This is a genomic window from Streptomyces sp. NPDC028314 (genome assembly GCF_055565795.1).
The window spans coordinates 99756-117032 of the sequence record NZ_JBVHTP010000019.1 but is presented as its reverse complement, the minus strand read 5'-3'; the positions used below and the strand labels follow the sequence as shown (position 1 = coordinate 117032).

Here is a 17277-nt window from a genome sequence, read left to right as displayed (position 1 = left end):
GAATCAGTCAATCACGTGGAGCGATTTCCCGTTCCGCCTGCTCCAGTCGATACAACTGGCCGGCTCGCATGGCCATCAGTCCTGCGCCGTCGCCCTGGGACGCCTCGTCCAGGCGGACTTGCTCGGCCGCAAGGAACTCCAGCTGCTGCGCGATCCGGCCCGCCGCCACGTCCTCGACGAAGGAGGCGGTCGGCACGCCGCAGAAGCCGTCCAATGCCTGAAGGTGCTTGAGCGTCGGGTTGTTCTGTGAGGCGGGCATCTCCCGCGCATCCCTCTACCGGGCCCGGAGCCACCTCGAGGGCGAGGTTCGAGAAGCGGAGGGCAGCCGCCTGAGCCGATCGAGGAATATGGGATGCAGAACGCAACGATGCACAGCTACAACGGGACCCATGACGGTCTTCTACTGCTCCACATGCGGCAATGCACTCACGCCGGCCTTGACAGCGCTGCCCACCGTTCCGACCGTCCCAGGCATCAACGTTGCCCGGCGCGAGGGATCACGACAAGCCCCGCCTACGGTTCCCCAGGGCTACTACACAATCGAACCCGAGCCGTGGGGAGCACCGTTCGTCCCGCAGAAAGATCAGGACAACCCGGTACCGTCCCAGCCCCGCGGGCTCCCCAGGGCCACTGCCGACGGCTTCGTGATCTCGGTCGGCGCCCGCAACACGATCGTTCTCCACCCCGATGATGCGTCCGTCCTGCAGCCTCTGCCCGGCTGGGAGAACAGCACTGGATGCTGCGGCCCAGACGGAACCGAAGGACCGAACCGAGCCTGTCCCTGCGGAGCCCGAATCGCCACGCTCGCCTCGGATTGCACCGGGCCCTACGAACTACACCTCGACCCGGTCCGGACCCACGCATCCACCCAGCCAGACGTGAACCGCTGACGTCGCAACTCCGGCATTCATACCCCTGCCCCTGCCCCTGCCCCTGCGTGAAGCGAGAAGTCACCGCGCGCATGCTGACCCGTCGATGACCACTCTGTTCGCTACAGCCAGTCGCGCTTCTTGAAGATGACGTACAGGCTGACGCAGACCACCGCCATGAGCAGGATCGCGAAGGGGTAGCCGCCCGCCCACTTGAGTTCCGGCATGTCCTCGAAGTTCATGCCGTAGATCGTGCCGACCAGGGTGGGGGCGAAGAGGATGGCCGCCCAGGAGGAGATCTTCTTGATTTCCTCGTTCTGTTCGAAGCCGGCTTCGGCCAGGGCGCGCATTTCGGCGTTCTGTTGCTGGGAGACCAGGGTGGCATTGACCGTCAGGATTTCCGTCAGGGCCTGGCGGAAGCCGTCGACGCGTTCGCTGGTGTGGGTGACGTGGTCGGCGACGTCGCGGAGGTAGCGCTGGAGTTCCTCGTCCGTGCCGTACTTGGCGAAGCCCGCCATCAGGCCGTGGAGCATGCCGACCAGGGGGCGGGTGGCGCGCTGGAACTCGACCATTTCGCGGGAGAGTTCGTAGATGCGGCGGGAGACCTCGGGGTCGCCGCGGAAGACCTCGGTCTCGATCTCGTCCATGTCGTTCTGGACGCCCTCGACGACCGGGGCGTAGCCGTCCACCACCGCGTCGAGGATCGCGTACAGGGCGGCCTCCGGGCCGAGGGACAGGAGGTCCGGGGTCTCCTCCATGCGGCGGCGGACGGCGGAGAGGTCGGGCGCCGCGCCGTGGCGGACCGTGATGAGGAAGTCCGGGCCGACGAAGACGTGGAGTTCGCCGAAGTCGACCTCCTCCAGGGCGTCCAGGTAGCGGGCCGCGCGCAGGACCACGAAGAGGGTGTCGCCGTAGCGCTCCAGCTTGGGGCGCTGGTGGGCCTCCAGGGCGTCCTCGATGGAGAGGGGGTGCAGGTTGAACTCGGCGGCAAGGGAGTGGAGCTCGGCCTCGGTGGGGCGGTGCAGGCCGATCCAGGCCATGCCGTCGGGCTGTTCGCGCAGCTGGCGGAAGGTCTCGGCGAGGGTGGCGGGGGAAGCGACGCGGCGCCCGTCACGGTAGACGGCGGAGTCGATCACGCTGCGGTGGTTCGCGGGCGGCGGCGCCGGGGGCGCGGATTTCGGGGCCGACGACGGGGGCGTGGGGGGAGGGGTGCCGGGCGGGGAGGACGGGCGGAGCCACCCCGGGCGCTTCGGCGAGGGGCGGGAGGGGCGGTCTGGGCGCTCCGGCATCGCAGGTCAGCTCCCGGTCGGTCGGTCGGGCAGACGCGTGTTTGGGGGTGAGTGGAAGGATATAGGGGGATCAGCCCCAGGTGCGGTCTCCTGGAATCGGTGGTTGCGGACAGTTGTTGTCCGCAAGCAGGGCTAGCGTGCAGTCATGGCCTCCAGGACGAACCCCGTACTCGACACCCGCGCACTGAACCGTGCCACGCTCGCCCGCCAGCTGCTGCTGAGCCGCGCCGAGATGACCGCGCAGGACGCCGTGGCGCACCTCGTCGGACTCCAGGCGCAGAACGTCAAGCCGCCGTACTTCCAGCTGCACGCCCGGCTCGCCGGCTTCCGGCCCGCCGAACTGGCCGCTCTGATGGAGTCCCGTGAGGTGGTGCGGATGGTCACCATGCGCTCGACCATCCACACCCACACCGCGGACGACGCGCTCACGCTCAGGCCGCTCGTCCAGCCGGCCCGGGACCGGGAGGTCGGGTACTTCCGCAAGGGCCTCGTCGGGGTCGACCTGGACAGGCTGGCCCGGAGCGCACGGGCCTTCGTGGAAGCCGAGCCGCGCACCATGGGGGAGATCCGCGAGGAGCTCCTCAAGGAGTGGCCCGACGCCGACCCGCAGTCGCTGTCCGTCGCCGCGCGCTGCCGCTTGCCGCTCGTACAGGTCACCCCGCGCGGGGTGTGGGGGCGCAGCGGCCAGGTGCGGCTCACCACCGCTGAGAACTGGCTCGGCCGTCCGGCCGGGGAGGCGCAGGCCGTCGACGACGTGGTGCTGCGCTACCTCGGCGCCTTCGGGCCCGCTTCGGTGAAGGACATGCAGACCTGGGCCGGACTGACCCGGCTGAAGGAGGCGTTCGAGCGGCTGCGGCCGCGCCTGCTCGCCTTCAGCGACGAGAACGGGGTCGAGCTCTTCGACCTTCCCGACGCGCCCCGCCCCGATGCCGGCACCCCTGCCCCGCCCCGCTTCCTCCCCGAGTTCGACAACCTCCTGCTCTCGCACGCCGACCGGTCGCGGGTGGTCGCCCCGGAGGTCAAGGGCCGTACCTGGAGCGGCAACCAGTCCCACTGCGTCCTGCTCGTGGACGGATTCCTCGCCGGGCTGTGGAAGTCGCAGGGCGGGCGGCTCACCGTGGAGCTCTTCGGCACGGCGTCCCGGGCGCAGAAGGAGGAGATCGCGGCCGAGGGGGAAGCGCTGCTGGCCGGCATGGGGGACGAGGGCGGTTCCGTACGCTTCGGGTCAATCCACGGCTGACGCCGCCCTGGTGGTCCCCGCGTCCGGCGCGGCACGATGCCTCCCATGACGGAGAACAGCGCCACCCACACCTTCCTGGCCGCGCGGGACTTCCTGCTCGAACGCCGTGGGCAGTACGACGCGGCCCACACCGGATTCACCTGGCCCCGCCCCGAGCGGTTCAACTGGGCCCTCGACTGGTTCGACCACATCGCCGACGGCAACGAGGCCGACGCCCTGCGGATCGTCGAGGAGGGCGGCACCAGCGCGGCTGTCTCCTTCGAGCAGCTGAGCGGAACCTCAGCTGCCGCCGCGAACTGGCTGCGCGCCCAGGGCGTCGCGCCCGGCGACCGGATCCTGGTCATGCTCGGCAACCAGCGCGAGCTGTGGGAAGTGATGCTCGCCGCCATCAAGCTGCGGGCGGTGGTCATCCCCGCCACCCCGCTGCTCGGCGCCGCCGACCTGCGCGACCGGGTCGACCGCGGCCAGGTGCGCCACGTGATCGTGCGCGCCGAGGACTGCGGCAAGTTCGACGCGGTGCCGGGCACCTATACCCGGATCGCCGCCGGAGCGCCCGCGCAGGTGCCCACCGGCTGGCGGCGGCTGGCGGACATGTACGCGGCTGACCGGAATTTCAGTCCGGACGGGGAGACCCTCGCCGGCGACCCCCTGATGCTGTACTTCACGTCAGGCACCACCGCCCGGCCCAAGCTCGTCGAGCACACGCACGCGTCCTACCCGATCGGGCACCTCTCCACCATGTACTGGCTCGGACTGCGCCCCGGCGACGTCCACCTCAACATCGCCTCGCCCGGCTGGGCCAAGCACGCCTGGTCCAACCTCTTCGCCCCCTGGAACGCGGGCGCCACCGTCTTCGTCCACAACTACGCGCGCTTCGACGCCGAGCGGCTGATGGCCGAGATGGACCGCGGCGGCGTCACCACCTTCTGCGCCCCGCCCACCGTCTGGCGGATGCTGATCCAGTCCGACCTCAGCCGGCTGCAGAATCCCCCGCGCGAGGCGGTCGCCGCCGGCGAGCCGCTCAACCCCGAGGTCATCGACAAGGTCCGCGAGGCCTGGGGCGTGACCATCCGCGACGGCTTCGGCCAGACCGAGACCACCCTCCAGGTGGGCAACTTCCCCGGCGTGCCCGTCAAGCCCGGCTCCATGGGCCGCCCGGCGCCCGGCTACGAGATCGTGCTCCTGGACTCCGTCACCGGCAAGGAGTCCGCCGAGGAGGGCGAGGTCTGCGTGGACCTGCGCACCCGCCCCGCCGGCGTGATGACCGGCTACCGCGACGACCCGGAGCGCACCGCCGAGGCCATGGCGGACGGGCTCTACCGCACCGGCGACATCGCCGCGCGCGACGCCGACGGCTACCTGACCTACGTGGGCCGGGCCGACGACGTCTTCAAGGCCTCCGACTACAAGATCAGCCCCTTCGAGCTGGAGAGCGCCCTGCTGGAGCACGAGGCCGTCGCCGAGGCCGCCGTCGTCCCGGCCCCGGACCCGCTGCGGCTGGCCGTGCCGAAGGCGTACGTGACGCTCGCCGCCGGCTGGGAGCCCGGGGAGGAGACGGCCCGGGCACTGTTCGCGCACTCCCGGGCGGTCCTCTCCCCGTACAAGAGGATCCGCCGCATCGAGTTCGGCGAGCTCCCGAAGACCGTGTCCGGCAAGATCCGCCGGGTGGAGCTGCGGGAGCTCACCGTGGCCGGCTCCACGGCGGAGTACGACGAAGCCGACCTGGGCTGAGCGAGCCGGCCGGGCCGCGGGGCCGTGCGGAGCCGCGTTACGCGGGCAGCTGCGCCTCGATCGCCGCGACGACCTCGGGGGCCTCGGGCTCGGTGCGCGGCCGGAAGCGGGCGACGACCTCGCCGGCGGGGGAGATCAGGAACTTCTCGAAGTTCCACTGGATGTCCCCCGCCTCGCCCTCGGCGTCCGGGGTCTTCACGAGCTCCTGGTAGAGCGGGTGCCGGTTCTCGCCGTTGACCTCGGACTTCTCCAGCATCGGGAAGGTGACCCCGAAACCGGCCGCGCAGAAGGTCTGGATGTCGTCCGCGGTGCCGGGCTCCTGGCCGCCGAACTGGTTGCACGGCACGCCGATCACCGTGAACCCCTTCTCCTCGTACTTGAACTGCAGCCGGGCGAGGCCCGAGTACTGCGGGGTGAGCCCGCACTGCGAGGCGGTGTTGACCAGCAGGATCGCCTTGCCCTTGTGCGCCGCGAGGCTGGTGGGCTCGTCGTCCAGGGTGGTCAGCGGAATGTCGTACAGGCTCATCGGGCTCTCCTCGGCAGGGAAGGGCGGGTAACGCCTCCGAGCCTAGAGGGTGCGCCGAGGAGCGCTCCTACGCCCCCGCCCCGGCCGCCGCCCCCACGCCCCACCCCTACGCCCCCACCCCTACGCCCCCGCCCCGACCAGTTCGTCCGCCGGGTCGTTGACCGGCTGCGGCATGCCCGTCAGGTCCATGATGAACAGCGGTATCCCCAGATCGTCCGCGCGGCTGCGGGCCTCCGCGGTGTACCCGGCCAGGGAGAAGTAGACGCTGGTCGCGGAGGCTGTCAGTCCGGTCAGCCAGACGCACTCCACCGCCCGCAGCCCGGCCGGCGCCGTCGTCGGGTCCACCTGCGCCACCACCCCCGGAGCCCGCAGGTCCACCGCGGCCGAGGGGATCGGCAGTCCGTCGGGCTGCCGTACGTCCTGGAAGCCGAGCCAGCGCAGGTACAGCGCGGCCGTGGCCACCGCGTCCCGGGCCGTACGGATGGTCACCGGGTGGAACGGCGGCCGCGCGCCGCCCGGCGAACCCCCGGCGTCGCCCGCGGGCGGACCGCCCGGGCGCCGGCCCCCGGCCGTCGGGGAATCCGCCCAGGGCCGGTCGGCCCGCGGGTCCCGGCCCCTGCCGCGCGCGTCGGGCCGTACGTCGCCCCGCGCCCCCGCCGCGCCGCGTGCGGCGGGGCCGCCCTCGGGCGCCACCGGACCGGGCGGTTCCATCGGGTGCACCGGAACCAGCACCACCGTCCCGCACGAGCCGCACCCCACCTCCGGGTGCGGCCACTCGCTCTCCCGCCCGCAGGACCCGCACCGCACCGCGACCCAGCTGTCCGACCAGGTGCGGTGCGTCAGCGGCAGGGGCGGCGCCGCCAGGTCCAGCGGCGGCGTGACCGGGCTCCCGCAGGCGCACGGGAACACCGGGGCGGTGTACCCGTTCTCGCGCCGGCACGCCGGACAGCGCACCGGTACCGCTTCAGCCATAGACCTGGACCCCTCCGTCGCTGTGCGTGCGTCCATGGTCCACCACCTGCGACCGCGGGGGCGAGGGCGCCCTCGAATTTCCGTCGCGTCCTGGCCATTCGTACAAGTCACGGAGCGAGACGCGGCTTTTGGTGGGTTCCGGGGTGCCCCACCGCCTTGACGTGCGCGGAGACGCCGCTTAGCTTGTTCCGTATAGCAGAACAAAACTTCCGGATTACGGAAAAGCCTGACCGTCAGACCCGCAGGAGAACTCGATGCCTCGTATGACAGCCGCCGCCGCTGCAGTGGAGATCCTCAAGCGCGAGGGCGTTTCGCAAGCGTTCGGCGTGCCGGGCGCTGCGATCAACCCGTTCTACCGCGAGCTCAAGAACGTCGGTGGCATCAACCACACGCTGGCCCGCCACGTCGAGGGCGCCTCGCACATGGCCGAGGGCTACACCCGTACGACCCCGGGCAACATCGGCGTCTGCATCGGCACCTCCGGCCCCGCCGGCACCGACATGATCACCGGTCTGTACTCGGCGATCGCGGACTCGATCCCGATCCTGTGCATCACCGGTCAGGCTCCGGTCTCGAAGCTGCACAAGGAAGACTTCCAGGCCGTCGACATCGCCTCGATCGCCAAGCCGGTCACCAAGAAGGCGACCACCGTCCTGGAGGCCGCGCAGGTCCCGGGCGTGTTCCAGGAGGCCTTCTACCTGATGCGCTCCGGCCGTCCCGGCCCGGTCCTCATCGACCTGCCGATCGACGTCCAGCTGACCGAGATCGAGTTCGACCCGGACCTGTACGAGCCGCTGCCCGTGCACAAGCCGGCCGCGACCCGCAAGCAGGCCGAGAGGGCCATCCAGTTCCTGCTGGAGTCCGAGCGTCCGCTGATCGTCGCCGGTGGCGGCATCATCAACGCCGACGCCTCCGACCTGCTGGTCGAGTTCGCCGAGCTGACCGGCGTCCCGGTCATCTCCACCCTCATGGGCTGGGGCGTCATCCCGGACGACCACGAGCTGGCCGCCGGCATGGTCGGCGTGCAGACCTCGCACCGCTACGGCAACGCGACGTTCCTCGAGTCGGACTTCGTCCTGGGCATCGGCAACCGCTGGGCCAACCGTCACACCGGTTACAACCTGGACGCCTACCTCGGGGACCGCAAGTTCGTCCACGTGGACATCGAGCCCACCCAGATCGGCAAGATCTTCGCCCCGGACCTCGGCATCGCCTCCGACGCCAAGGCAGCGCTGGAGATCTTCATCGAGGTCGCCAAGGAGCTCAAGGCCGAGGGCAAGCTGCCCGACTTCAGCGCCTGGGTCGCCTCGCACCTGGAGCGCAAGAGCACGCTGCAGCGCCGTACGCACTTCGACAACATCCCGATGAAGCCGCAGCGCGTCTACGAGGAGATGAACAAGGCGTTCGGTCCGGAGACCCGCTACGTCACCACCATCGGCCTCTCCCAGATCGCCGGCGCGCAGATGCTGCACGTCTTCAAGCCGCGCCACTGGATCAACTGCGGCCAGGCCGGCCCGCTCGGCTGGACCATCCCGGCCGCGCTGGGTGTCGCCACCGCCGACCCGCAGACCCCCGTCGTCGCCCTGTCCGGTGACTACGACTTCCAGTTCATGCTGGAGGAGCTGGCGGTCGGCGCGCAGCACAAGATCCCGTACGTCCACGTCCTGGTGAACAACGCCTACCTGGGTCTGATCCGTCAGGCGCAGGGCGGCCTGGGCATCAACTTCGAGGTCAACCTCGAGTTCGAGAACATCAACGCCCCCGAGCTGGGTGTCTACGGTGTCGACCACGTCAAGGTCGTCGAGGGCCTGGGCTGCAAGGCGATCCGCGTCACCGACCCGAACGAGCTGGGTGCCGCCCTCGAGGAGGCCAAGAAGCTCGCCGCCGAGTTCAGCGTCCCGGTGGTCGTCGAGGCCATCCTGGAGCGCGTCACGAACATCTCGATGAGCAAGACGGTCGACATGAGCGACGTCACCGAGTTCGAGGAGCTCGCGACCGAGCCGGGCCACGCCCCGACCGCGATCCGCCCGCTGTCCGTCTGACCGCCCCGCCGCTGACGCGGCAGGCGGCCGGCCCCCGGCAGTGCCGGCAGTAAGCGACGGCCCCCGTACCTCCTCAGGAGGTACGGGGGCCGTCGCGTTGTGGCGGCCTCGTGTGTGTTCCGGGGGTGCCCGCCGCGGTCGTGCCTACTCCTCGGGGTGCGGGCCGAGTTCCGCGTCGACCGCGCCGGCGAGCAGCTCGCGGGCGCGCTCCAGGGTCAGCGAACCGCTCAGCCAGCGCTCGCTGAGGCCCTCCACCAGTGCGGTCAGCCGCTCCGCGGCGTCGAGCGGGACAGCCCGGAGGTCGGCCAGGCCCGCGACCTGCGCATCCATGATCGACTCGGCGGTGTCCTGGTTCCAGCTGCGGGTGGACTCGGCCAGCGTCTCGCGCAGGTCCGTGTCGAAGATGGCGCTGGCCCGCAGCTCGCCCCAGGCGATGCTGTTCTCACGAACCCGGGTGGTGTCCTGGAGCTCGCTCAGCAGGAGCTGGAGCAGGACGCCGCGGCTGTCCTCGGTGTCCTTCAGGGCCTCGTCGGTGTAGCCGGTGGCGCGGTCGCTGATGAAGGCGAGGGTCCGCCGGATCAGACCGGCCCGGTCCTTGAAGTGGTAGTAGATCAGCGCGGTGGACACTCCGGCCTCGGCCGCCAGCTCCTCGACGCGCAGGCCTCTGACGCCGTTGCGCGCGATGACCCGTACGGCTGCTTCCAAGATCAACGCCTGTCGATCGGCCACTCTTGACCGCACCTTTCGATCGATACCTCTTGACTGACCTTTCAGTCAGGTCCCACGATAGCTCCCACCGAAGGTCCTGACTGGATTTTCAGTCGCTCACGGCCTGACTGAAAATTCAGTCAGGATGCCTCGCGTCGTGACGAAAAGACCCCACCAGTCGCACCAGTCCCATCAGCCCCGCCGGCCGCACCCAGCCCAACCGCACCAAGGGAGCTTCCCGATGAGTCCGCAGAGTCCGCAGAGTCCGCAGAGTCCGCTGAGTCCGACGTACCCGCGCATGCCCGCCGAATGGGCCGAACACGAGGCGTGCCTGATGGCCTGGCCCACGCGCCCCGCCCTGTGGGGAACGGCCTTCGAGGCGGCCAAGCGCGAGTACGCGGCGGTGGCCCGCGCCATCGCCGCCTTCGAGCCGGTCGTCATGATCGCCGCTCCCGGCCTGGCGGAGGAGGCCCGCGCCGCGTGCGGGGACGAGGCCGGCATCGAGGTGATCGAGCTGCCCATCGACGACTCCTGGCTCCGCGACTCCGGCCCGATTTTCGCCCACGACGAGCGCGGCGGCCGGGTCGGCATCGACTTCCGCTTCAACGCCTGGGGCGAGAAGCACCACCCCTGGACCGCCGACGACAAGCTCGGATCGCTCCTCCTCGACCGGCTCGGCGTCCCGCGCGTGCACTCCTCGATGATCCTCGAAGGCGGCGCGATCACCGTCGACGGCGAGGGCACCCTCATCACCACCGAGCAGTGCCTGCTGCACCCCAACCGCAACCCGCGCATGACCCGGACCGAGATCGAGGACGAGATCAAGCGCCGCCTCGGCATCGAGAAGATCATCTGGCTCCCGTACGGGGGCCTGGAGGACACCGAGACCGACGGACACGTGGACGGCGTGGCAGCCTACGTCGCCCCCGCCACGGTGGTCGTCTCCCTCCCCGCGGACCCCGCGCACCCCGACTACGCCCGGATGCGCGCCAACCTCGCCGTCCTGGAGGCCTCCACCGACGCCCGCGGTCGCGCGCTGGAGGTCGTCACCGTCCCGCAGACCGCGCACGGCGAGGTCGACGGCACCCCGATCGAGATCGGCTACCTCAACTTCTACCTCGCCAACGGCGGTTGCGTGGTGCCCGTCGCAGGGGCCCCCGAGGACGAAGCGGCCCTCGCGGTCATCGCCGCCGCCCTGCCCGGCCGCAAGGTGGTCGGGGTACCCGCGCCCGTCCTCGCGTACGGCGGTGGCGGCGTCCACTGCATCACCCAGCAGCTCCCGAAGGAACTGAACGCATGAGCACCCCCGGCACCACGTACGAGCTCCTCACCTCCTACGGCTCCCCGCTCGGCTCCCCGGCCCGGATGGAGCCCGCCGAGCGCGACCCGCTGCGCGTCGGCCTGGTCCAGATGCGCTGGTACGCCGACGAGAACGAGCACGACGAGCGCCTGCGCGAGGGCGTGCGGCTGGCCGCCGCCGAGGGCGCCAAGGTGGTCTGCCTGCCCGAGCTCACCCGCAGCCCGTACTTCTGCAACACCGACGACCCCATGGGCCAAGGCGCCGCCCGCCACCTGGAGGACCTGGAGAGCGGCCCCACCGCCCACCTGGCCGCCGAACTCGCCACCGACCTCGGCATCACGGTGCACGCCTCCCTCTACGAGCGCGCCGAGGACGGCGGCCTCGGCTACAACACCGCCATCTGCGTGGACCCGGACGGCAAACTGATCGCCCGTACCCGCAAGAACCACATCCCGGCCTTCCCCGGCTACCGCGAGGACCTCTGCTTCCGCCCCGGCGACAGCGGTTTCCCGGTGGTCGCCCACGAAGGGGCCCGGTTCGGCTTCCCCACCTGCTGGGACGAGTGGTTCCCCGAACTCGCCCGCGCCTACGGCCTGCACGGAGCCGAGATCCTCGTACACCCCACCGCCATCGGCTCCGAGGTGGACCTGCCGGACTTCGACACCCGCCCCCTGTGGGAGCACGCGATCAGCGCGAACGGGCTCGCCAACGCCCTCTTCATGATCGTGCCCAACCGCATCGGCACCGAGGGCCGTTCCACCTTCTACGGGTCCTCCTTCATCTCCGACCCCTACGGGCGGGTCATGCTGCGCGCCCCCCGCGACCGCCCCGCCGTCCTGGTCGCCGACCTCGACCTCGACCAGCGCCGCGACTGGCTGGAGTTCGGCCTGATGCAGACCCGCCGCCCCGAGCTGTACGGGCAACTCACCGAGCCCCTCCCCGCGCCGGCCCGCTGACCCGGCCCGGCCCGGCCGACGCCGAACCCCCGGCCCGGCCGCCCCGCAGCGCCGAACCCCCGGCCCCGCAGCGCCGAACCCCCGGCCCCGCCGCCCCCAGCCCTCCCGCGCCGAACTCCGCCAAGGAGCGTGCATGCCGATCCCCTCACGGCACCGCCTGGCCGGTCCCGCCGCCGCAGTCCTCGCCCTGATCTTCACGGGCGCCGGCTGCGCGGCCCCGGCCGGTGGCACCGGCACCACCGAGATGCGCCTCTCCGCCGCAACGCCCCCCGCCCGCGGGGACATCGACGGCTTCACCTGGGCGCTCTACGCCGAGCCACCCGTCCTCGACTACCTCTACGCCTTCGACTACCCGCAGAACACCGTCCTCGCCAACGTCTGCGAATCCCTGATGCGCTGGACCCCCGCGCTCACCCTGGAACCCGGCCTCGCGGAACGGGCCTCCAACCCCGACCCCACCACCTGGGTCTACGACCTCCGCCCGGACGTGCACTTCCACTCCGGCGCCACCCTCACCGCCGACGACGCCGTGGCCAGCCTGAACCGCCACCTCGACCCCGAGCTCGGCTCCTACTGGGCCGAGGACTTCAAGAACGTCGAGTCCGTCGAGAAGACCGGCCCCCTCCAGGTCACCGTCCGCCTCAAGACGCCCGACGCGCTGTTCCCGCAGGCCATGGCCAACTCCGCCGGCACGGTCACCAACGCCGCCACCCTGCGCGAGCAGGGCCGGGAGTTCGGCACCGCCGACGGCGGCCTCGACTGCACCGGCCCGTTCAGCCTGGGGGAGTGGGCACAGGGCGCGTCCCTGCGCCTGGACCGCTTCGACGGCTACTGGGGCAAGCGGGCCAAGGCCGGACACGTCACCTTCGTCTTCCTGCCGGACTCCGCCGCCCGGACCAACGCACTCCTCACCGGCGAGGCCGACGGTTCCTTCGCCGTCCCGCCGGAGTCCCTCTCCCGCTTCCGCGCCGCCGACAACGGCCGCCTCTACCAGGGCCAGAGCCTGACCACCGTCAACCTCGCCGTGTCCGACCTCGGCGGGACCCTCGCCGACGTGCGCGTACGCCGCGCCCTGATGCTGGCCCTGGACCGCGAGGGGTTCGCGAAGGGCGCCATGCGCGGCGCCGCCACGCCGACCAGCTCCCTGGTGGTCAAGGAGACCTGGCGCGGCATCCCGGAGGGGCCCGTCGCGGAGCAACTGGCGGCGCTGCCGCCCGTGGAGCGGAACCTGGCCGAGGCGAAGCGCCTCGTCGACGAAGCCGGGGCGCGCGGCAAGAAGGTCACCGTGGCCTCCAGCCCGCTCGGCCCCGACGTCGCCCTCCTCGCCACCGCCGTCCAGGACGCCGGCCGCCGGATCGGCCTCGACGTGGAGATCCGTACCGTCGCACCCGACGCGTTCACCGCGCTCTTCTCGGACCCCGAGGCGCGCCAGGGGTTCGACCTCTTCCCCTACACCTACTACCTCTCGGTCACCGACCCGCTGAGCATGTACGGCAACTTCCGCACCGGCCAGTTCGAGAACTACGGGGGCTACAGCTCACCGGAGTACGACGCCCTCGTCGACCGGGCGAGCGCCGAGTACGACCCGGCCGCGCGCGGGGTGCTCACCGCCCGCCTCGCGAAGGCCGCCGCCGACGAGGCCGTGTGCCTCCCGGTGGCCGAATACCCGGGCACCGTCTTCCTGAACAAGAGGATCACCGGAGCGCCGACCGGCATCTCCTACATGTACGCCCCGTGGGCCGCCGAAGTGGGGGCTCCGTGATGAACGCGAACCCGAGCCCGAGCCCGAACCCGAACCCGAGCCCGAACCCGAACCCGAGCCCGACCCCGACCCTTCCCCGCACCCGCCGCCGGCCCCGGTCCGCCCCCACCCGCCCCGCCGGCCCGGTCCGCTTCCTGCTGCGAAGACTCGGCGAACTCCTCGCCACCCTGCTCGTGGCCTCCTTCCTCGTCCACGCTTCCGTCCGCCTGGCTCCGGGCAAGCCCGAGGCCTTCCTCCTCGGCGGCCGCGGCGCCAACCCCGAGGCGCTGGCCGCGATCCGGGCCCACTACCACCTCGACGACCCCTTCCTCGTCCAGTACGGCAAGTGGCTGGGCGGCGCCGTCACCGGCGACCTGGGCATCTCCGTGCAGTACCGCAGCGACGTCCTCGGCCTGGTCGCCGCCCGGGTGCCCGTCACCCTCACCCTGATCGGAATGTCAGCCTTCCTCGTCATCGCCGGCGGACTTCTGCTCGGCCTGCTGGGCGCCGTCCGCGGCCCCCGCACCGACCGGGCCGTCCTCATCACCACCTCGGTCGCCGTCGCCACCCCCTCCTTCATCGCAGCGATCCTGCTCCTGTCGCTGTTCTCCGTGCGGCTCGGCTGGTTCCCCGTACTCGGCAGCGGCGAGGGCTTCCTCGACACCCTCCACCACCTGGCCCTGCCGGCCGTGGCGCTGGCCCTGCCCTTCACCGGGGTGCTCGCCCGGGTCACCCGGACCGCCCTGCTGGAGCAGTTCGCCCAGGACCACGTCACCGTCGCCCGCAGCCGAGGCGTGCCGGAGCGCACCGTCGTACGCCGCCACGTGCTGCGCGGCGCGCTGGGCACCGTCCTCACCCAGGCCGGGCTGGCCCTCTCCGGGCTGATGGTCTGCACGATCCTCGTGGAGTCCGCCTTCGGCCTCGGCGGACTCGGCGAGTTCCTCGCCAAGTCCGTGACGGTCAAGGACTTCCCGGTGGTCCAGGCGATCTCCCTGCTCACCATCGCGCTGTTCGTCCTGGTCAACCTCGCCGTCGACCTCGTCCACCCGCTCATCGACCCCCGGGTCCGGCTCGGCACCAGGAGCTCCGAATGACCGCACTCCTGCTCCGCCCCACGGCCGAGCGGACGAAACCGCGCGGAGGCGGCGGCGACCGGCTGTACCGGATCTGCCTCGGATTCGCCGGCCTCGTCGTCCTGGTCGCGCTCGCCGCGCCCTGGCTCGCCCCGCACGACCCGAACGCCGTCGACTTCGGCGCCTCGCTCGCCGACCCCTCGCCCGATCTGCTGCTCGGCGGGGACATCAGCGGCCGCGACACCCTCTCCCGCCTGATCACCGGCGCCCGCACCTCGCTGCTCGGGCCGCTCGGCGTGGTCGTCCTGTCCACCCTGCTCGGCCTGGTCATCGGCGTCACCGCGGCCTGGCGCGGCGGCTGGGCCGACGCGGTCCTCTCCCGTACCAGCGAACTGCTGCTCGCGTTCCCCGGGTTGCTGCTCGCCATGCTGCTCGTGTCCCTCTACGGGCGCGGCCTGATCGCCCCGATGGTCGCGCTCTCCCTCGCGTACACGCCGTTCGTCAGCCGGCTCGCCCGCAGCCTCGCGCTCTCCGAGGCCGGCAAGCCGTACCTGGCGGCGTACCGGGTCCAGGGCTTCTCCGGGGCGTGGATCTGCGTACGGCACCTCGTACCGAACATCGCGCCCGTCGTCCTCGCCCAGTCCACCGTCAACTTCGGCTACGCACTCCTCGACCTGGCCGCCCTGTCCTTCCTCGGCCTCGGCGTCCCGCCCCTCACCCCCGACTGGGGAGCCATGATCAACGACGGCCAGTCCGCCATCCTCGACGGGGCGCCGCTCTCCGCGCTCGCCCCCTGCCTCGCGGTGATCCTCACCGTCGTCGCCTTCAACCTCGTCGGCGAGCGCTTCGCCGACCGGGTCTCGGGGAGAACCGCATGAGCCCCGTACTCGAGGTCGAAGAGCTGCACCTGACGCTGCCCGGGTTCCCGCGCCCCGTCCTCGCCGGGGTGGACCTCACCGTCGACGCCGGGGAGACCGTCGCCCTGGTGGGGGAGTCCGGCTCCGGCAAGTCCCTCACCTCCCGCTCGGCACTCGGGCTGCTGCCCTCCGGCGCTAAGACCACCGGGGCGGTGCGCGTCGCCGGCCAGGACGTACTGACCATGACCCGGGCCGGCCTGCGCGGCCTCCGCGCCCGCACCGCCTCGATGATCTTCCAGGACCCGCGGTCCGCGATGAACCCGCTGCGCCGCCTGGGCGACTTCCTCGGTGAGGGGGAGCGGTACGCCGGGGCCGAGGTTCCCGAGGGCCGCCTCGGCGAACTCCTCGACGCCGTCGGCCTGCCCGCACGCGTCCTGCGCCAGTACCCGCACGAGCTCTCCGGCGGCATGCTGCAACGCGTCATGATCGCCGCCGCGCTGCTGCCCGGGCCCCGGCTGCTCCTCGCCGACGAACCCACCACCGCCCTCGACACCACCACCCAGGCCGAGACCGTCGCCCTCCTCGCCCGGCTGCGCGAACGCGAGGGCTGCGGACTCCTCTTCGTCACCCACGACCTCGAACTCGCCGCGGCCATCAGCGACCGGGTCTACGTCATGTACGCGGGCCGCATCGTGGAGACCGGCCCCGCGGCTGCCCTCTTCGAACACCCCCGCCACCCCTACACCCGGGCCCTGCTCGCCGCCACTCCACGCCTCGATGCCCCGCCCGGACCGCTCGCCGCGATCGCGGGCCGGCCGCCGGACCTCCGCGAGGCCGTCACCGGCTGCGCCTTCGCCCCGCGCTGCGCCCACGCCACCGAGCTCTGCACCGCGCAGGTCCCGGCGGCGCACCGAGGGGTCGCCTGCCACCACTCGGAGGAGCTGTCATGACGCCGGTGCTCGAAGTCCGCGGTCTGTCCCGTGCGTACGGCGCCCTGCGCGCGGTGGACGGGGTCTCCTTCACCGTCCCGGCGGGCGGCTCGCTCGGCATCGTCGGCGAGTCCGGCTCGGGCAAGACCACCACGGCCCGGATCGTGACCGGCCTGGAGCGCGCCGACGCGGGAGAGGTGCTCGTACGGGGACACGTGCGCGCCCCCTCGGTGCGCGGCCGCGCCGCCCGCCTGCACCGGGCCCGCGAGGTGCAACTCGTCTTCCAGGACCCCCTGCTGTCCCTGGACCCCAGGGTTCCGGCCGGCGAGGTGCTGCGGGAGTCCCTGCGGCTGCACTTCCCGGACCGCGACCCGCGCCCCCGGGTGGCGGAACTCCTCGACCAGGTCGGCCTGGGCGGCCGGGAGGCGGAGGCCCGCCCGCGCGAGCTCTCGGGGGGCCAGCGCCAGCGGGTCGCGATCGCCCGGGCGCTGGCGGTGGAGCCGGCGGTGCTGGTGCTGGACGAGGCGGTGGCCGCGCTGGACGTCTCCGTACAGGCCCAGATCCTGAACCTGCTGGCGGAGATCCGCGCCCGCACGGGGATCGCGTACCTGTTCATCACCCATGACCTGGGCGTCGTACGGGCGGTGACCGACTCCCTGGTCGTCATGCGCTCGGGCCGGATCGTGGAACAGGGCCCCACGCCCGCGCTGCTGTCCTGCCCGGCGCACGAGTACACCCGCCTGCTGCTGGACTCGGTCCCCCGGCCCGGCTGGGACCCCGAGGGCATCGCCGCCCGACGCCGCCCGGGCCCGGCCGGCTGAGCGGCTCCCCGGCACCGGGGGCGGGCGGACCGGACATGCCCGGGCATGACAAAGCGCCGAGTCACGGGACCGTCCGTGACTCGGCGCTTTGAGTGTGACCGCCCGACGGAGCGAGGCTGGCGCGACAGGACGTTCGCACCGCCGGGCGGAGTCTGCGGGGGAGGAGGGTTCTCCGTACGTACAGGGGACTCTGTGCGTGGCCCCTGTGGGTATGGAGTGGCTG

Annotated in this window: 15 protein-coding genes; 10 read left to right on the top strand and 5 right to left on the bottom strand. The window is 71.9% G+C overall.

All coding sequences use genetic code 11. The features are described 5' to 3' along the window. Positions 1 to 7: 7 nt before the first annotated feature. Together ACZ4TG_RS33865 and ACZ4TG_RS33860 are read right to left on the bottom strand one after the other, a co-directional pair. Positions 8 to 259 (bottom strand): hypothetical protein, encoded by a 252-nt coding sequence (locus ACZ4TG_RS33865; protein ID WP_468170666.1) that lies wholly within the window; start codon positions 257 to 259, stop codon positions 8 to 10. Positions 260 to 991: 732 nt separating this feature from the next. Then, positions 992 to 2158, bottom strand: a complete 1167-nt coding sequence (locus ACZ4TG_RS33860; protein ID WP_468170663.1) for a magnesium and cobalt transport protein CorA — start codon at positions 2156 to 2158, stop codon at positions 992 to 994. A 145-nt stretch (positions 2159 to 2303) separates the two neighbouring features. Between ACZ4TG_RS33860 and ACZ4TG_RS33855 the strand changes: the two genes are divergently transcribed. Continuing rightward, entirely contained in the window at positions 2304 to 3398 is a 1095-nt protein-coding gene (locus ACZ4TG_RS33855; RefSeq protein ID WP_468170660.1) for a winged helix DNA-binding domain-containing protein, read from the top strand. 45 nt (positions 3399 to 3443) lie between these two features. Continuing rightward, the gene (locus ACZ4TG_RS33850) at positions 3444 to 5129 is read left to right on the top strand and encodes an AMP-binding protein (RefSeq protein WP_468170657.1); all 1686 of its coding nucleotides are present in this window, start codon (positions 3444 to 3446) and stop codon (positions 5127 to 5129) included. A gap of 37 nt (positions 5130 to 5166) precedes the next feature. On the opposite strand, the gene ACZ4TG_RS33845 is transcribed toward ACZ4TG_RS33850, so the two are convergent. Further along, entirely contained in the window at positions 5167 to 5655 is a 489-nt protein-coding gene (locus ACZ4TG_RS33845; RefSeq protein ID WP_468170654.1) for a glutathione peroxidase, read from the bottom strand. Between the two features lie 120 nt (positions 5656 to 5775). After that, positions 5776 to 6627 carry a hypothetical protein gene (locus ACZ4TG_RS33840; protein ID WP_468170651.1) on the bottom strand — a complete coding sequence of 284 codons (852 nt, stop codon included), beginning with the start codon at positions 6625 to 6627 and terminating at the stop codon, positions 5776 to 5778. A 254-nt stretch (positions 6628 to 6881) separates the two neighbouring features. Here ACZ4TG_RS33840 and gcl point away from each other — a divergent pair, with 254 nt between their 5' ends. After that, the gene (gene gcl, locus ACZ4TG_RS33835) at positions 6882 to 8669 is read left to right on the top strand and encodes a glyoxylate carboligase (protein ID WP_468170648.1); all 1788 of its coding nucleotides are present in this window, start codon (positions 6882 to 6884) and stop codon (positions 8667 to 8669) included. A 144-nt stretch (positions 8670 to 8813) separates the two neighbouring features. On the opposite strand, the gene ACZ4TG_RS33830 is transcribed toward gcl, so the two are convergent. Next, on the bottom strand, positions 8814 to 9398 hold the full coding sequence (locus tag ACZ4TG_RS33830; protein ID WP_468170645.1) for a TetR/AcrR family transcriptional regulator: 585 nt from the start codon (positions 9396 to 9398) through the stop codon (positions 8814 to 8816). Between the two features lie 220 nt (positions 9399 to 9618). Between ACZ4TG_RS33830 and ACZ4TG_RS33825 the strand changes: the two genes are divergently transcribed. From ACZ4TG_RS33825 to ACZ4TG_RS33795, 7 genes are all read left to right on the top strand, one after another. After that, positions 9619 to 10677, top strand: coding sequence for an agmatine deiminase family protein (locus ACZ4TG_RS33825; protein ID WP_468170642.1), 1059 nt, complete (start codon positions 9619 to 9621; stop codon positions 10675 to 10677). Next, complete coding sequence (locus tag ACZ4TG_RS33820) at positions 10674 to 11633, top strand: nitrilase-related carbon-nitrogen hydrolase (protein ID WP_468170639.1); 960 nt, start codon at positions 10674 to 10676, stop codon at positions 11631 to 11633. Before ACZ4TG_RS33825 ends, ACZ4TG_RS33820 begins: the two co-directional genes overlap by 4 nt. Before the next feature lie 133 nt (positions 11634 to 11766). Continuing rightward, positions 11767 to 13395 carry an ABC transporter substrate-binding protein gene (locus tag ACZ4TG_RS33815; RefSeq protein WP_468170636.1) on the top strand — a complete coding sequence of 543 codons (1629 nt, stop codon included), beginning with the start codon at positions 11767 to 11769 and terminating at the stop codon, positions 13393 to 13395. Further along, positions 13395 to 14468 carry an ABC transporter permease gene (locus ACZ4TG_RS33810; RefSeq protein ID WP_468170633.1) on the top strand — a complete coding sequence of 358 codons (1074 nt, stop codon included), beginning with the start codon at positions 13395 to 13397 and terminating at the stop codon, positions 14466 to 14468. Before ACZ4TG_RS33815 ends, ACZ4TG_RS33810 begins: the two co-directional genes overlap by 1 nt. Beyond that, positions 14465 to 15325 (top strand): ABC transporter permease, encoded by an 861-nt coding sequence (locus ACZ4TG_RS33805; protein ID WP_468170630.1) that lies wholly within the window; start codon positions 14465 to 14467, stop codon positions 15323 to 15325. Before ACZ4TG_RS33810 ends, ACZ4TG_RS33805 begins: the two co-directional genes overlap by 4 nt. Continuing rightward, entirely contained in the window at positions 15322 to 16254 is a 933-nt protein-coding gene (locus tag ACZ4TG_RS33800) for an ABC transporter ATP-binding protein (RefSeq protein ID WP_468170627.1), read from the top strand. Before ACZ4TG_RS33805 ends, ACZ4TG_RS33800 begins: the two co-directional genes overlap by 4 nt. Continuing rightward, positions 16251 to 17054 carry an ABC transporter ATP-binding protein gene (locus ACZ4TG_RS33795; RefSeq protein ID WP_468170624.1) on the top strand — a complete coding sequence of 268 codons (804 nt, stop codon included), beginning with the start codon at positions 16251 to 16253 and terminating at the stop codon, positions 17052 to 17054. The genes ACZ4TG_RS33800 and ACZ4TG_RS33795 overlap by 4 nt, the downstream gene beginning before the upstream one ends. Positions 17055 to 17277 lie beyond the last annotated feature (223 nt).